The sequence below is a fragment of the Sphaerisporangium sp. NPDC005289 genome, from assembly GCF_040607455.1.
In the GTDB taxonomy this organism is placed as follows: Bacteria; Actinomycetota; Actinomycetes; order Streptosporangiales; family Streptosporangiaceae; genus Sphaerisporangium; species Sphaerisporangium rhizosphaerae.
The window spans coordinates 43,010-58,396 of record NZ_JBEXGS010000025.1 but is presented as its reverse complement, the minus strand read 5'-3'; the positions used below and the strand labels follow the sequence as shown (position 1 = coordinate 58,396).

The 15,387-nt window shown below is 73.2% G+C and carries 15 protein-coding genes; 10 read left to right on the top strand and 5 right to left on the bottom strand.

The features are described 5' to 3' along the window. The first annotated feature begins 9 nt into the window (after positions 1-9). From ABZT47_RS32750 to ABZT47_RS32725, 6 genes are all read left to right on the top strand, one after another. A complete protein-coding gene (locus ABZT47_RS32750; RefSeq protein WP_354850884.1) occupies positions 10-1,452 on the top strand; it encodes an NAD(P)/FAD-dependent oxidoreductase in 1,443 nt (480 codons plus the stop codon). A gap of 221 nt (positions 1,453-1,673) precedes the next feature. Further along, positions 1,674-2,813 carry a dipeptidase gene (locus ABZT47_RS32745; RefSeq protein ID WP_354850881.1) on the top strand — a complete coding sequence of 380 codons (1,140 nt, stop codon included), beginning with the start codon at positions 1,674-1,676 and terminating at the stop codon, positions 2,811-2,813. Next, complete coding sequence (locus ABZT47_RS32740; RefSeq protein ID WP_354850878.1) at positions 2,810-3,667, top strand: GNAT family N-acetyltransferase; 858 nt, start codon at positions 2,810-2,812, stop codon at positions 3,665-3,667. The genes ABZT47_RS32745 and ABZT47_RS32740 overlap by 4 nt, the downstream gene beginning before the upstream one ends. A gap of 112 nt (positions 3,668-3,779) precedes the next feature. After that, positions 3,780-4,886, top strand: a complete 1,107-nt coding sequence (gene menC, locus ABZT47_RS32735) for an o-succinylbenzoate synthase (RefSeq protein WP_354850875.1) — start codon at positions 3,780-3,782, stop codon at positions 4,884-4,886. Next, positions 4,871-4,993 carry a hypothetical protein gene (locus ABZT47_RS32730; protein ID WP_354850873.1) on the top strand — a complete coding sequence of 41 codons (123 nt, stop codon included), beginning with the start codon at positions 4,871-4,873 and terminating at the stop codon, positions 4,991-4,993. Before menC ends, ABZT47_RS32730 begins: the two co-directional genes overlap by 16 nt. Positions 4,994-5,029: 36 nt before the next feature. Then, complete coding sequence (locus tag ABZT47_RS32725; RefSeq protein ID WP_354850870.1) at positions 5,030-5,356, top strand: nuclear transport factor 2 family protein; 327 nt, start codon at positions 5,030-5,032, stop codon at positions 5,354-5,356. A gap of 26 nt (positions 5,357-5,382) precedes the next feature. Here the strand turns inward: ABZT47_RS32725 and ABZT47_RS32720 are convergent, their stop codons facing one another. Further along, positions 5,383-6,531, bottom strand: a complete 1,149-nt coding sequence (locus tag ABZT47_RS32720) for an ATP-binding protein (protein WP_354850867.1) — start codon at positions 6,529-6,531, stop codon at positions 5,383-5,385. A gap of 68 nt (positions 6,532-6,599) precedes the next feature. Beyond that, positions 6,600-7,253 (bottom strand): response regulator transcription factor, encoded by a 654-nt coding sequence (locus ABZT47_RS32715; protein WP_354850864.1) that lies wholly within the window; start codon positions 7,251-7,253, stop codon positions 6,600-6,602. Positions 7,254-7,341: 88 nt separating this feature from the next. Between ABZT47_RS32715 and ABZT47_RS32710 the strand changes: the two genes are divergently transcribed. Continuing rightward, on the top strand, positions 7,342-8,838 hold the full coding sequence (locus ABZT47_RS32710) for a S41 family peptidase (RefSeq protein WP_354850861.1): 1,497 nt from the start codon (positions 7,342-7,344) through the stop codon (positions 8,836-8,838). 157 nt (positions 8,839-8,995) lie between these two features. Here ABZT47_RS32710 and ABZT47_RS32705 read toward each other — a convergent pair whose 3' ends face one another. Together ABZT47_RS32705 and ABZT47_RS32700 are read right to left on the bottom strand one after the other, a co-directional pair. Beyond that, entirely contained in the window at positions 8,996-9,373 is a 378-nt protein-coding gene (locus tag ABZT47_RS32705; RefSeq protein ID WP_354850858.1) for a hypothetical protein, read from the bottom strand. Positions 9,374-9,550: 177 nt separating this feature from the next. After that, the gene (locus ABZT47_RS32700; RefSeq protein WP_354850855.1) at positions 9,551-11,089 is read right to left on the bottom strand and encodes an AMP-binding protein; all 1,539 of its coding nucleotides are present in this window, start codon (positions 11,087-11,089) and stop codon (positions 9,551-9,553) included. Between the two features lie 267 nt (positions 11,090-11,356). On the opposite strand from ABZT47_RS32700, the gene ABZT47_RS32695 reads away from it, so the two are divergent. After that, on the top strand, positions 11,357-11,770 hold the full coding sequence (locus ABZT47_RS32695; RefSeq protein ID WP_354850853.1) for a hypothetical protein: 414 nt from the start codon (positions 11,357-11,359) through the stop codon (positions 11,768-11,770). A 2-nt stretch (positions 11,771-11,772) separates the two neighbouring features. Here ABZT47_RS32695 and ABZT47_RS32690 read toward each other — a convergent pair whose 3' ends face one another. After that, positions 11,773-12,423, bottom strand: coding sequence for an Lrp/AsnC family transcriptional regulator (locus tag ABZT47_RS32690; protein ID WP_354850851.1), 651 nt, complete (start codon positions 12,421-12,423; stop codon positions 11,773-11,775). 119 nt (positions 12,424-12,542) lie between these two features. Here ABZT47_RS32690 and ABZT47_RS32685 point away from each other — a divergent pair, with 119 nt between their 5' ends. Next, positions 12,543-14,159, top strand: a complete 1,617-nt coding sequence (locus ABZT47_RS32685) for an ABC transporter substrate-binding protein (protein ID WP_354850848.1) — start codon at positions 12,543-12,545, stop codon at positions 14,157-14,159. Further along, positions 14,134-15,372, top strand: a complete 1,239-nt coding sequence (locus ABZT47_RS32680) for an ABC transporter permease (protein WP_354850845.1) — start codon at positions 14,134-14,136, stop codon at positions 15,370-15,372. Before ABZT47_RS32685 ends, ABZT47_RS32680 begins: the two co-directional genes overlap by 26 nt. The last annotated feature ends 15 nt before the right edge of the window (positions 15,373-15,387 follow it).

Genomic DNA, 15,387 nt, shown 5'->3' with positions numbered 1-15,387 from the left:
GGCTGGCGAATGGCACCAACGGTAGCGATCATCGGCGCCGGCTTCGGCGGGCTGTGCATGGCGATCCGGCTCCGGAAGGCGGGGATCACCACCTTCACGGTGTTCGAGAAGGCGGACGGCCTGGGCGGCACGTGGCGCGACAACACCTACCCGGGGGCGGCCTGTGACGTGCCCTCCCACCTGTACTCCTACTCCTTCGAGCCGCACCGGGGCTGGTCGGGGCGCTACCCGGCCCAGCCGGAGCTGCTGGCCTACCTGGAGCACTGCGCCGACAAGTACGGCCTGCGCCCGCACCTCCGGCTGAACACCGAGGTCACGGCCGCGGAGTACGACGAGCGGGCGAACCTGTGGCGGGTGACGACGACCGACGGCGAGCGGCGGGCGTTCGACGTGGTCGTCTCGGGGGTGGGCCAGCTGAACCGCCCGCGCCTGCCCGGCATACCCGGCGTGGAGACCTTCGAGGGGACGAGCTTCCACTCGGCCCGCTGGGACCACGGGCACGACCTGGCCGGGCGCCGTGTCGCCGTCATCGGCAACGGCTCCTCGGCGGCGCAGTTCATCCCGCGCATCGCGCCCGTCGCCGGCCACCTGGACGTGTACCAGCGCACGCCGAACTGGGTGATCCCCAAGGCCGGCGGAGTGTACGGCGAGCGCGAGCGGCTGGCCTTCCAGCATGTGCCGTTGCTGCAGCGCGCCGAGCGCGAGCGGGTCTTCCGGTTCGTGGAGACCGTCATCTTCCCGGCGCTGGTGGACGGCTGGAGCAGGAACCTGGTCACCCGGCGGGCGCAGGAGCACCTCCAGCGGCAGGTGAAGGACCCGGAGTTGCGGGCCAAGCTGACGCCCGGCTATCCCATCGGCTGCAAGCGCATCGTCATCGACAACGACTTCTACCCGGCGCTGACCCGCGCCAATGTGGACCTGGTCACCGACCCGATCACCCGGGTCGTCCCTGCCGGCGTCGAGACGGCCGGCGGCCGGGTGCGCGAGGCCGACACGCTGATCTTCGCCACCGGGTTCCACGCGACCGACTTCCTGGCCCCGATCGAGATCACCGGACGGGACGGCCACCGGCTGGCCGAGACGTGGAAGGGCGGCGCGGAGGCGTACCTGGGCATCGCCATGCCGCGCTTCCCCAACCTGTTCCTGCTGTACGGGCCGAACACCAACCTCGGCCACAACTCGATCATCCTCATGATCGAGTCGCAGGTCCGGTACATCATGGGCTGCCTGACGCTGCTGCGGGCGCACGGCCCGATGGAGGTCCGGCAGGCCGCCATGGACGCCTGGCGCCGGGCGCTCGACACCGCCATGGAGCGCACGGTGTGGCAGGCGAGCTGCCACAGCTGGTACAAGAACGACGCGGGCCGGGTGACCAACAACTGGCCGCGGCCGACCACCGTGTACCGCCGCATCACCCGCGCGCCGCGCCGCGAGGCGTACCGCTTCGGGTGACCCTCGCCGGGTCCCGTCCGCGGATCCGGGAAGGCGTCGAACGCCGCCCGGGAGGTCGCCGCCGGCCGGCCGCGACTCCGGGGAGGTTCGTCCGGCCGGCGCCGTCCCTCCCGGCCCAGGTCATCTCCTCGTCCGGCCCCTGAACACCGGTGGTACCGGCGTGCGTATACCGTCGGAGCGAGGAGCGCGAGGGAGCGGCGCCGGCGCCGGGGAGGATCCACGTGTACGCAGACCTGCATCGGGACGCCATCGTGGCGGACACCCACAACGACCTGCTGATGACCGTCTCCGCGCGGCCCCCGGAGACGTGGGCGTCGTTCTTCCGCGAGCAGTGGCTGCCGCAGCTTCGCGAGGGCGGCGTGGACGTGCAGGTGCTGCCGGCCTTCATCGACGTGCACTTCCGCCCCGAGGGCGCGCTCCGGCAGACCCTGCGCATGATCGAGTGCGCCCACGTCCTGGCCGAGGGCAACGGCGACGAGGTGCGCGTCTGCCTCGACGGGAGCGAGATCGACCAGGCGCTCGCCGAAGGCAAGATCGCCCTGGTCATCGCCCTGGAGAGCATGCCCGGCCTGGACGCCAGCGTGGAGCTGCTGCCCACTCTGCACCGCCTCGGCGTCCGGGTGGCGTCCATCGCCCACTGGGGACGCACGCCGCTCGCCGACGGCAGCGGCGAGGACGACACCGAGAGCCGCCTGACCAGCCACGGCGTCGCGGTGCTGCGCGAGATGGAACGGCTGGGCATGGTGTTCGACGTCTCGCACCTGGGCGCGTCCGGCGTGGCGCACGTCCTGGAGATCGCCACCCGCCCGGTGATCGCGACGCACTCCTCCGCCCGCGTGCTGCGCGACCACCACCGCAACCTGACCGACGAGCAGCTGCGCGCGGTCGCCGCGGGCGGCGGGGTGGTCTGCGTCAACTTCCTGGCCGCGTTCCTGTCGGACCGGCCGGAGGGGTACACGATCGAACGCCTCGCCGATCACATCCTGCACATCGCGGACGTCGCCGGCGTCGACCACGTCGGCCTCGGCCCCGACTTCATGCGCGAGGTGCTGCTGGACGTGACCCCGCCCTGCGAGTCGTACAGCACGACGGGGCTGGACACCATGGCGACCATCCCCGGCCTGGACGGGCCGCGGGGCATGCCGCTGGTCACGCGGGAGCTGCTCCGGCGCGGGGTGGCCGAGCAGGACATTCGCAAGATCCTCGGCGGCAACGTCATGCGCCTGTTCCGCGCCGAGCTCGGCCGCCCGGCGGAGCACGCTCCCGGCGTGCCGGCGGCGGCCGGCGAGGCGCGCGCGCCGGGCGCGCCCGTGCCGCAGCGCGGGCCGGTGGCGGCCGGCGCCTCCGAGCACAGCCGGTGAACCAGGCCGGGAAGCCCGCAGACTCCTCCTCCGGGCGGGGCGACGCGGCCACCGGCCGGTTCGAGACGGCGGCCCGGCGGGCGGGCGTCCAGGTGCGCGAACTGCGGGAGATCGCCGAGTTCGAGCAGGTCGTCGAGCTGTACGACGGCATCTGGGAGACCGAGCCCGGCCACGCCCCGATCAACGTCGAGCTGCTGATCGCCTTCGCCCACAGCGGCAACTACGTGAGCGGTGCGTTCGCGGACGGCGGGCTGGTGGGCGCGAGCGTCGGCTTCTTCGCGGCCCCCTCCGGCCGGGCCCTGCACTCCCACGTCACCGGCTGCGCCCGCAGCCGGGGCATCGGGTTCGCCCTCAAGCTCCACCAGCGGGCCTGGGGCCTGACGCGCGGCCTCGGCGTGATCTCCTGGACCTACGACCCGCTGGTGCGCCGCAACGCGCACTTCAACCTCACCAAGCTCGGCGCCCGCCCGGAGCGCTACCTGGAGTCCTTCTACGGGGCCATGGGGGACGCCATCAACGCCGGCGACGAGTCCGATCGACTGCTCGCGGTGTGGCCGCTGGACGATCCGCGCGTCGAGGCCGCCTGCTCGGGCGCGGCGCGGCCGGTGGCCGTGCCCGGCGGCGCGGTGGTGGCGCTGGCGGAGGAGGACGGCCGCCCGGCGCGGGGCTCCACGGACGGCCGGACGCTGCTGGTGGGCACGCCGAGGGACATCGAGACGCTCCGGCCCCGCGACCCGGCGACGGCCAGGGCATGGCGGCACGCCGTCCGCGACGTGCTCGGCGGGCTGCTGGAGGACGGCGCCCAGGTGACCGGGTTCACCGCCGGGGGCCACTACATCGTGGAACGATCGTGAGGCGCGCGGCGCCGTCGTGCAACCGGTCGCCGAAGCCGCGGCGTCGTCGTGGAACGATCGTGACGTGCCGCGGCGCCGTCGCGCAGGGGTGTGTGGACGTGGGGGAGCGGACGTGAAGATCACTGGAGTGGAGCTGCGCAGGGTGGCGATGCCGCTGGTCGCGCCGTTCCGCACGTCGTTCGGCACCGAGACCGAGCGTGACGTGCTGCTGGTCAGGGTGGTCACTCCTGAGGGCGAGGGGTGGGGCGAGTGCGTGGCGATGTCCGATCCGCTCTACTCCTCCGAGTACGTCGACGGGGCCGCCGAGGTCCTGCGGCGCTTCCTGGTGCCCGCGCTCGCCGCGCTGCCCGGCGCCGGCGCCCACGCCGCCGAGCGGGCGCTGGCGCCGTTCAAAGGCCACCGCATGGCCAAGGCCGCCCTGCTGACGGCCGTGCTGGACGCCGAGCTGCGTGCCACGGGCACCTCGTTCGCCGACTTCCTCGGCGCCGCCCGCGACCGGGTGCCGTGCGGGGTATCCGTCGGCATCATGGACTCGGTCCCCCGGCTGCTCGACGCGGTGGCCGGGTACGTGGACGAGGGCTATGTGCGCGTGAAGCTCAAGATCGAGCCCGGCTGGGACGTGGAACCGGTACGGGCGGTGCGCGAGCGGTTCGGGGACGACCTGCTGCTCCAGGTGGACGCCAACGCCGCCTACACCCTGGCCGACGCCCCGCACTTGGCCCGGCTGGACGAGTTCGGCCTGCTGCTGGTCGAGCAGCCGCTGCCCGAGGACGACCTGGTGCAGCACGCGGCCCTGGCCCGGCGGCTGCGCACGCCGGTCTGCCTGGACGAGTCGATCGAGTCGGCGCGCGACGCCGCCGCCGCCATCTCGCTCGGCGCGTGCTCGATCATCAACGTCAAGCCGGGGCGGGTGGGCGGCTATCTGGAGGCCCGCCGCATCCACGACCTGTGCCGGGCGAACGGCGTCGCGGTGTGGTGCGGCGGCATGCTGGAGACGGGCCTCGGCCGGGCGGCCAACCTCGCGCTGGCCGCGCTGCCGGGCTTCACGCTGCCCGGCGACACCTCCGGCTCCCGCCGCTACTACGCCACCGACGTCACCGAGCCGTTCGTCCTGGACGGCGGCCACCTGGCCGTCCCCACCGGGCCCGGCCTGGGCGTGGACCCGCTGCCGGACGTCCTCGCCGAGGTCACCACCTCCACGCAGTGGCTTCCCGTCTGACCCCGGCCACGCCGCGCCCGATCCGCGAGCGGGTCCAGATCGACGTGCGCCGCCTCGCGGTCCGGCTGCGGCCCGCGGGCGTCGGGCGGGCCGGTGACGGGGAGTAACGTCGTGGACCGATCTTGCACCATGGAGGCACGACCATGACGCCCTTCACCCTTCCGCCCGCCGTCCTGCGGGCGGTGGACGCCGCCAACGCCGGCGACATCGAGGACTTCCTCGGCTCCTTCGCCGAGGACGGCGCCGTCGACGACTGGGGGCGGGTGTTCCGCGGCCCCGCGGCCATCCGCGGCTGGAGCGACAAGGAGTTCATCGGCGTCCGGGTGAGCCTGACCGTCACGGGCGTGCGCCAGAACGGCGACACGGTGGTCGTGTCGGCCATGGTCGGCGGCGACGGCTTCAACGGCCCCTCTGACTTCGCCTTCACCGTCGAGGCCGACCGCATCTCCCTCATGCGCATCACCGGCTGAGGACGACCGCGTCTCCCTCATGCGCATCACCGCCTGAGGCCGGCCGCCTCCCCTGCCGTCGTGACGGCCCCGCCCGGCGGGAAGGAGATCGACAGTTCCAGGCCGCCGTCCGGGTTGGGGGTGGCGCGGACGGCGGCGCCGTGCGCCTTGGCGATCGAGGCGACGATCGACAGGCCGAGGCCGCTGCCCTGTTCGCGGGTCGTGTGCAGGCGCCGGAAGGGCGCGAAGAGGTCGCCGAGACGTTCCGGCGGCACCTCGGGGCCGGTGTTGCGGACGGTGAGGACTCCTCGGGAGAGCGTGATCGCGACCGTTCCGCCGGGGTGGTTGTAGCGGACGGCGTTGTCGACCAGATTGGTGACCAGCCGGGTCAGCAGCACCGGGTCCCCGTCGACGACCAGCGGCTCCACGTGCGCCGTGACGCTCACCTCGCCGGTGCCGGCCTCGGCCGCGATCAGCCGCGTCACCTCGTCCAGGGCGACCGGCCCGGCGCCGTCCAGGCCGTGTTCCGCCTGGGCGAGCACCAGCAGGGCGTCGATGAGGTTCTCGGAGCGGCGGTTGTGGAGCAGGAGGGTGTCGCGGATCTCGCCGACGTCCTCGGGCAGGCCGATCTCGATCGCCGCCCGCTGGACGGCCAGCGGGGTCCGCAGCTCGTGGGAGGCGTTGGCGATGAACCGGCGCTGCGCCTCGACGGAGCGTTCGAGCCGGTCGAGCATCGCGTCGAAGGTGTCGGCCAGCTCCTTCAGCTCGTCCTTCGGCCCGGTGAGCGCGATGCGTTCGTGCAGGTTCGACGCCGACAGCCGGCGGGCGGTGGCGGTGATCCTGTGGACGGGCCGCAGGACGCGCCCGGCGACCAGCCACCCGACGATGACCGACACCAGCGCCAGCGCGCCGGCCAAGAGCGTGGCCATCTCCCACTGGTAGCCGACCACGTCCTCCACCAGCCCGGGGATCGGGTCCGGCGGTCCCTGCGGCACCAGGCGCGCCACCGGCCCGCCCGGCGCCGGCGGCGCGCCCGGCGCCACGGGGAGCCGCGCGATGTGTGACCGCAGCGCCTGGCTCACCAGCACGTTGACCGTGACCAGCAGCACCACCGAGGTGAGCAGGAACAGCCCCGAGTAGATCAGCGTGAGCCGCACCCGCACCGTCGCCGCGGCCGGCGACCTGACCGGGGTCACGGCATCCGCCCCGTTCGTCACCCTCGCGTACGGCCTGTCCGTCGCCGCGGCGGAGGGCCGGCGCGCGGTCACAGCAGGTATCCGGCGCCGGGGACCGTCTGGATGCACGGCGGGTCGCCCAGCTTGGCGCGCAGGCGGCTGACCACGACCCGCACGACGGTGGTGAAGGGGTCGGCGTTCTCGTCCCACGCCTCCTCGAGCAGCCGTTCGGAGCTCACGACCGCGCCGTCGGCCCTCATCAGCACCTCAAGGACGGCGAACTCCTTGAGCGACAGGCGCAGATGGCGGCCGTCCCGCGAGGCCTGCACCCGGTGGGCGTCCAGCACGATGCCGTGCCGGCTCAGCACGGGCGGGACCGGCGACCTGCTGCGCCGTCCCAGCGCCTGCACGCGCGCGACCAGCTCGGCGTAGTCGAACGGCTTGGGCAGGTAGTCGTCGGCCCCCATGCCGAGGCCCTCGACCCGCTCCGGCACCGACGCCGCGGCCGTCATCATCAGGATCCGCGTGCGGCTCCCCCGCGCGACCAGCTCGCGACACACCTCGTCGCCGTGCATCTCCGGCAGGTCCCGGTCGAGCACGAGGACGTCGTAGTCGTGCACCGCCAGCCGTTCGGCCGCGGCGGCTCCGTCGTACACCACGTCGACGGCCATCGCGTGGCGGCGCAGCCCCGTCGCCACGAGATCGGCGAGGTCGCGTTCGTCCTCCACCACCAGCACCCGCATGCCGTTGTTGGTACCCGATCCGGGGTAACAGCGGCGTTAACGATTCCGTTCATGGCCGCGCAACCCGCCTGCGGCGACGCTGGCCGCCATGAACACAACCCTGTGCGCCGCCGTGCTGGCCGCGGCCTGCTCCGTGTCCGCCCCCGCCGCGGCCGCGCCGCCCCACCCGAAGCCGACGGCCCCGCCGGCCCCCGCCGCCGCCGTCCTGGTGAAGCCGACCTCCGCGCCGGCTCCCCATCTGAAGCCGGCGACCTCACCGGCCCCGCACCTGAAGCCGGCGGCCCCGGCGGCCCCGGCGGCTCCCCTTGCCGCGACACCCGCCGCGACCCCCGCCGCGGGCGCCGGGTGCGTCCCCGCCACGGCGCCCCCGCAGGAACCCCTGCCGCCGACCACGGTCAACACGCTCCGGCAGGCGTACCACTGCGTGCTGGACAACTACTACAGCGGCCCGGTCATCGACCCCGGGACGCTGCTGAAGAACGCCCTCGCGGCCTACACCCAGGACCTGCAGCGGCGCGGCGCCGACCGCGCCGACCTGCGGCTACCGGCGCTGACCGGCGAGCGCGACGCCGACTGGACCGCCTTCGCGAAGGTCCTGGGCGCAGGCGACCCCGCCGCGGTGCGAGCCGCGATCACCGGCATGGTCGCCGGGCTGCAGGACGATCACGCCCGCGTGATGTGGCCCACCCCGCCCCCGGCGGGCGGCCCGGCCGGGACGGGCATCGTGGGCGCGTCGGCGCTGCGGGGGCCGCAGCTCGACCCGGCGGCCCGGCCGCCGATGTTCATCACCCGCGTCCTGCCGGACAGCCCCGCCGCCAAGGCCGGCGTGCGGCCCGGCGACATCGTGCTGAAGGCCAACGGCATGCCCCCGTTCGTCGGGACGAAGCCGAACCAGTCCATCATCGACGCCATCACCTCCCCGGTGCTGCGGCTGACCCTCAAGCGGCCGACCACGGGACGGGTCCGCACGGTCGAGGTGCACGAGGGGCCGGTCAGGGAGCCGTCCCGGGAGGTGACGTCCAAGGCGCTCCCCGGCGGGGTCGCCTACGTCCAGTTGCCCGCCTTCGCCGACGGCGCCGCCGACAAGGTCATCGCCGCCTCGCGGGAGGCGCGCAGGGCGGTGGTGCTGGACCTGCGCGGCAACGGCGGCGGGTCGCCCCGGGAGGTGACGCGCCTGCTCGGCGCCTTCGCCCACGGCAAGGTGACCAGCTACTTCTGCCCGCTCGTAGGCGAGTGCGCGCCCAACCGCACCGACGACACCGTCCCGCTGCTCGGCCTGCGCCTGGTCGTGCTCACCGACCGCGGATGCGCCTCCGCCTGCGAGGACTTCAGCGCGGCGGTCAAGGACAACGGCATCGGCACCCTCATCGGGACGCGCACCGCCGGAGCGGTCTCCGGCCCGGCACGCGGATACCTCCTCGACGACGGCGGCGTCGTGCTCCTGCCGCAGGTCCGGCACCTCGGGCCCGCCCGCGAGATCATCGACACGATCGGCGTGCCGGTCGACCACTATGTCCCGCTGACCGCCCTGGACGTCGCCACGGGACGCGACCCGGCCCTGGCCAAGGCGCTCGCCCTCCTGTGAGCACCCCGCACCCGCCCCGGCGGGCCCGGACGGCCGTCCGTCTCCAGAGGCGGGGATGGCCACGGAGGCCGCGTGGCGTCCGTCCGCGGGCGAGGGACGGCCACGGAGGCCGCGTGGCGGCCGTGCGGGGCGGCCCGCGCGGGGCGGCCCGCGCGGGTCAGCCCGCGGACGGCCTGCGGCGGTGCTTCGGGATCACGGAGACCGCCGCGAGCGCGATGGCCGCGTGGACCAGCGACAGCACCAGCAGGAAGAGCAGCCCGACCGGCCACAGGCCCTGGCTCCCGCCGTCCATCTCGTCGCGGATGACGACCACGGCGAACCAGGCCAGGAACGGGGCCGGCGCCACCATGCCCCACCAGAACCCCTTGCGCCCGGCCCACCACTCGACGAGCCCCGTGAGCAGCGCGAGCAGGAGGAAGACCGGGATCAGGTAGGGAGAGTCCATCAGGTCGGGGGAGGCGCTCGCCGAGACCTGGGGGGAGGTCGCCAGGGACGCCGCCACGCCCGCGGCTCCGGCGGCCACCAGGACCAGCACCGACAAGACGGTACCGACCGGTCGAGACGGCATGGCTCCCCCTTCATCCCGGCGGACATCGCACCGACCACGGCAGGAAGGTACGGGACGCATCCTCCCCCACCAGGACATCGCGATCAATCGCTCGTGACCATGATCCTTTCTCACCCGGGCCGCGTCCGGCCGAGGTGGTGAGGGTCAGCGGCCGTCGAGGTAGGCGTCGCGGACGCGGGAGCGGGAGAGCTTGCCGGTGGGGGTGCGGGGCAGTTCGTCGCGGTACTCGATGACCCGGGGGTGCTTGAAGCGGGCGATGCGCGGCTCGCAGTGGGCCAGCAGCTCGGCGGTCAGCTCCGGGCCGGTGGGTGTGCCGGGGGCGGGCTGGACCAGCGCGACGGCCTTCTGCCCCCACTCCTGGTCCGGGACGCCGACCACGGCGACGTCCGCGACGGCGGGGTGCTCCAGCAGCGCGGCCTCGACCTCGGCGGGGTAGATGTTCACCCCGCCCGAGATGATCAGATCGGTGCGGCGGTCGCACAGGAACAGGTAGCCGTCCTGGTCGAGGTAGCCGATGTCGCCGGGCGCGTACCACTCTCCGCGCCTGCTCGCGGCGGTCCGGGCGGGGTCCTTGCGGTACTGGAAGGCCCCCAGGGAGGAGGAGAGGTAGATCATGCCGGGCTCGCCGGGTGGCAGCTCGTCACCGTGCTCGTCCAGGACCCGCACCTCGAAGGACGGCGCGGGACGGCCGACGGTGCCCGGGTGGGCCAGCCACTCGCGGGGCTTGACGGCGAAGGCGATGGCGGACTCGGTGGAGCCGTAGTACTCGTAGAGCACCGGCCCCCACCAGTTCATGATCGCCTTCTTGACCGCCACCGGGCAGGCGGCGCCGGTGTGGACCACCTGGCGCAGCGAGGACAGGTCGTACCGCTTCTTGACCTCGTCGGGCAGGCGGAGCATGCGGTGGAACATGGTCGGCACCATCATCGCGTTGGTCACCCGGTGGCGCTCGATCAGCTCCAGGATGACCACCGGGTCGAACCGGGGGGCGATGACCACGGTGTGCCCGAGGTGGAGGGCGATCTGGGTGTGCGCGCACGGCGCCGAGTGGTACATCGGCGAGGTGACCAGGTGGACCTCGTCGCCGGGCCGCAGGTCGCAGACCTCGCCGACGAAGAACCTGGTGCCCGGGACGGACCGCTCGGGCGGGGAGGCCGGCAGCGGCCGCTGCACGCCCTTGGGGAAGCCGGTGGTGCCCGAGGTGTACCACATGACCGAACCGCTCGACCGGTCCGGCGGCGGACCGGCCGGCATGCCCTCGGCCAGGCCGGCGCACCCTGCGAAGGTCGCCTCGGCCGCGATCCCGGCGGCGGCGCAGGCGTCCTTGACGGTGCCCGCGAGCGCGCCGTCGGCGGTGTCGCCGTGGACGACGACGCGGGCGTCGCAGTCGCCGAGGATGTAGGCGATCTCGGCCGCGGTCAGGTGCCAGTTGACGGGCACGTAGTACAGGCCGATCTGCCCGATCGCCAGCAGCATGACCACGGCGTCGATCCCGTTCGGCAGCACGCCCGCCACGACGTCGCCCTTGACCAGGCCGTGGGCCCGCAACCCGTGGGAGACCTGGTTCGCGCGGGCCAGCAGCTCGCCGTAGGTGGTGACCGCGCCGTCGGCGTCGACGACGGCGCTGCGGCCGGGGTCGGCGGCGGCGATCGCGTAGAAGCCGGGCAGCTCGCTGATGTCCATGGGCGCTCCTCGTCGCGGGCGGTGGTCGAGGCGTGCGGCCGGTCCGCCCTCCCCGCTCCCCGTGCCGGGACGGTCGGCCGAGGCGCGGAGCCGGCTCAGATACTCCGTCCCCAGAACATTGCTCTCCTGAACCCCCGGAGCCCGTTGTACAGAACATCGCTCGGTCCGGTGGGACGCCGCAGACAGATCACCGCGCGACTCCGGCTCGGTGAGCGAAACGTCCAACCCGGCTTGCGCCCGTCGCCCAGACGGGCACGATGCGGAGACGTGAGCGACACGACCCCTTCCCCCGGCCTCTCCGGTTCCCCCGACACCTCTGGTCCTCCCGGCGCCTCCGGCGACCTGCTCGACGGCCGCGCCTTCGCCATGGTCAGCTCGACCGCGAGCGAGGTGAACGCCGACGAGCCCACGCGCTTCCACTACCGGGAGGCCAACGGGGTCATCTGGGGCGGCTACACCGGCGACACCGTCATCCACGGCCGCTTCGTCGGCACCCGGGACGACGACCGGATCGAGCTCACCTACGCGCACGCGCTCAAGGCCGGCGGCAGGGCGGCCGGCCGCAGCACCAGCAGGATCGAGTGGCTGCCCGACGGCCGCCTGCGCCTGGTCGAGGAGTTCGCCTTCGACGGCGACGACACCCCGCAGGTCAGCGTCTGCGAGGAGATCCGCCCGGCCTGAGGTCAGGGGTCCTTGTGGAGGTGGGCGCGGCCTTCGGCGGCGCCCACGAAGCGCATCTTGCCGAGGGGGACGTTCGACGAAGGCTGCGGGGCCGGGTCGGCGGCGGGCGGGCGGCGGGGGGCCTGGCGGGGGCGGCCGTCGGAGGGCAGCACGTAGGGCCGCTTGAGCACCTCGTCCAGGATGAAGACGGTCTCGGTGGCCTTGACCGCGGGGATGCTCGCCAGCCGCTCGGTGACCAGCGCGTGCACGGCGGCGACGTCGGGCATCCGCACCTGGATCATCGCGTCGTGCTGCCCGGTGGTGATCGCGCAGTACTCCACCTCGGGCATCTGGGCGAGCTGGGCGCGGAACTGCTTCCACATCTGCTGGCGCACGGTGACGAAGACCAGGGCGGTGATGCCGAGCCCGGCGCGCACGTGGTCGACCTCGGCGGTGAACTTCTTGATCACCCCGTCGGCGCGCAGCGCCTCGAACCTGGTGTAGGCGCTCGCCCTGGAGATCCCGACCCGTTCGGCGAGGGCGGCCACGGAGATGCGGCCGTTCTCCCGCAGCACCTGCAGGATCTTCATGTGGACGGCGTCGAGCTGCAGGCCGATGCCGATCCGTCCAGGGACTCCGGTCCCGGACGGTGGCGTGCTTGACATTTCGGTCATACATCGTTCCCATGCGCTCTATCCGTCTCGGCCCTCTGCCATGAGCTGGACGTTTTATCGGACAATCCTGGACCACACGCTAACAATCGTCTACATAGCCCAATTCCGGAGGACACAGAATGGCGACCCGCTCGCGGCGCCGTACGGCATGGCAGGCGAGGGCGGCTCTGCTGCCGGTCCTGCTCACCGGCGCGCTCTCCCTCGCCGCCTGCTCCGGTGGCAGCACGTCCACCACGTCGTCGCAGGGCGGCGGCGGCACGAGCAAGACCCTGGTGATGGACGCGTCCTTCACTCTCAAGACGGCCGACCCCGGCCGCAACTACGAGCCGACCGGACTGATCATCGGCAAGGCGCTCTACGACACCCTGCTGACCTTCGAGGGCTCGGACGTCACCAAGCCGGTCCCCTCCCTCGCCGAGTCCTACGAGCAGTCCCCGGACGGCAAGACGCTGACGCTGAAGCTGCGCCAGGGCGCCACGTTCTCCGACGGCTCCCCCGTCACCGCCGACGACGTCGTCTTCTCCCTCAACCGCGTCCGCGACCTGAAGGGCAACCCGTCCTTCCTGCTGGACGGCGTCGAGGTGGCCAAGACCGACGAATCGACGGTCACGCTGACCTCCAAGACGCCGCGGCCCGAGCTGCCGTTCATCCTGCCGAACCCGGCGCTGGGCATCCTGAACTCCAAGGTCGTCAAGGAGCACGGCGGCACCGCCGACTCCTCCGACAAGGCCGAGCAGTACCTCAACGGCGCCTCCGCCGGCTCCGGGCCCTACGAGATCGAGTCCTTCAACACCTCCTCGCAGGTGGTGCTGAAGGTCAATCCGAAGTACTGGGGCGCCCGCAAGCCCACCTACACCAAGGTGGTCATCCGCAACGTCGAGTCGGCCACCCAGAAGCTGAACGTCCAGCGGGGCGACAGCCAGGTCGCGCTGGACCTGTCCGGCGACCAGGTCAAGGGCGTCCCCGCGAACCTGCCGACCGTCAAGACCGCCTCGGCCAACGTCGTGTTCCTGCTGGCCAACCAGAACCCCGGCGTCAGCGCGGTCACCAGCAACCCCAAGATCGTCGAGGCCGTCCGCAAGGGCGTCGACTACCAGGGCCTGCTGGAGCTGGCCGGCGAGGGCTCGGTGCAGGCGCCGGGCGTCATCCCGACGATGCTGCTGGGCGCGCTGCCCGCCGACCAGGCGGTCAAGCGGGACGTCGAGGGCGCCAAGGCCGCCGTGGCGGCCAGCGGGGTGAGCAACCCGACGATCAAGCTGGAGTACCCGAGCGACCTCACCCTGCAGGGCCTGTCGTTCCAGCCGTTCGCCGAGCGGATCCAGGCCAACCTCAAGGAGGTCGGCATCACCGTCGAGCTGGCCCCCGGGCCGGTGGCGACCGCGCTGGACAACTACCGCAACGGCAAGGAGGAGCTGGGCCTGTGGTACTGGGGCCCCGACTACCCGGACCCGACGGACTACCTGGCCTTCCTGCCCGGCAAGACGGTCGGCCTGCGCGCCGGCTGGAAGGACGGGGCCGACAAGGACCTGTCGGCCCTGGGCGACAAGGCGGCCTCGACGGTCGGCGACGACACGCGCAAGCAGCTCTACACCGACATCCAGAACAAGCTCAACGCCTCCGGTCCGTTCATCCCGCTGATCCAGCCGAGCCAGAACATCGTGACGGCGGCCTCGGTGACCGGGCTCCAGTTCCACCCGGTGTGGACGGTCGATGTCGCGGCCCTCGGCGCCAAGTGACGACCCGGCGGGCGGCGCGGCGCGAGGCCGTGCCGCCCGGCCGGGCGACCACGACGACGGCGGCGCACGTCCCGGCGACCACGACGGTGGCACCGGTCCGGACGCGCGCGATGACGGCGCGAAGCATGACGACGGCGGCGCCCGCGTGAACGACGGGGGCGGCCCGCGGGCGGGCGGGCGCGGTCGCCGGCGGCATCCCCTGGCGCGGTTCCTGGCCCGCCGGATCGCGGTCGCGGTGCTGCTCGGGTTCGGCATCACGCTGGTCACCTTCGTCCTGACCAACCTGGTCCCCGGCGACCCGGTCACGGCCAACCTCGGCCAGCGGGCCCTCGGCGACCCGGCGATCGTGGCGCAGTTCCGGGCCGAGCACGGCCTGGACAAGCCGCTGCCGGCGCAGTACCTGACCTACCTCGGCGGGCTGCTGCACGGCGACCTCGGGCTGAGCCAGCAGAGCCACCGTCCGGTGCTGGACGACCTGGCGGAGTTCGTGCCGGCGACGATCGAGCTGGCGGGCGGGGCGATCCTGATCTCGCTGGTGGCGGGCGTCGCGTTCGGCGTGGTCGCCGCGCTGCGCCGCGACCGGCTGTCGGACCAGGTGCTGCGCGTGCTGAGCCTGGTCGGCATCTCGGTGCCGACCTTCTGGCTGGCCCTGGTCGCCTTCTACGTGTTCTTCTTCCGGCTGCAGATCACCCCGGGCAGCGGCCGCGTCGCGCCGGACCTCAGCGCGCCGCCGGCCGTCACGGGGCTCTACACGCTCGACGCCGCGATCGCCGGCCAGTGGGACGTGTTCGCCTCGGCCGCGGGGCACCTGATCACCCCGGCGCTGGTGCTGGCCGCCTACACCATCGGCCTGCTGACCCGTTTCACGCGCTCGGCGGTGCTGGAGGTGCTCGGGCAGGACTACGTGCGCGCGGCGCGGGCCAAGGGCCTGCCCGGACGGGTGATCCTTTTCCGGTACGTGCTGCGGTCGGCGCTGGTGCCGATCATCACGGTGGCCGGTCTGGCGTTCGGCAGCCTGCTGTCGGGCACGGTGCTGGTGGAGTCGGTCTTCGCCCGTCCCGGCATCGGCCAGTACGCCTACAAGAGCGCCACGACGCTCGACCTGCCCGCCGTCATGGGCGTCGGCCTGGTGGTCGGCCTGGTGTACGTCCTGATCAACCTGGTGGTCGACGTCCTGTACGGGATCATCGACCCGAGAGTGAGGCTGTCGTGATCGCCCGCGTCCGCC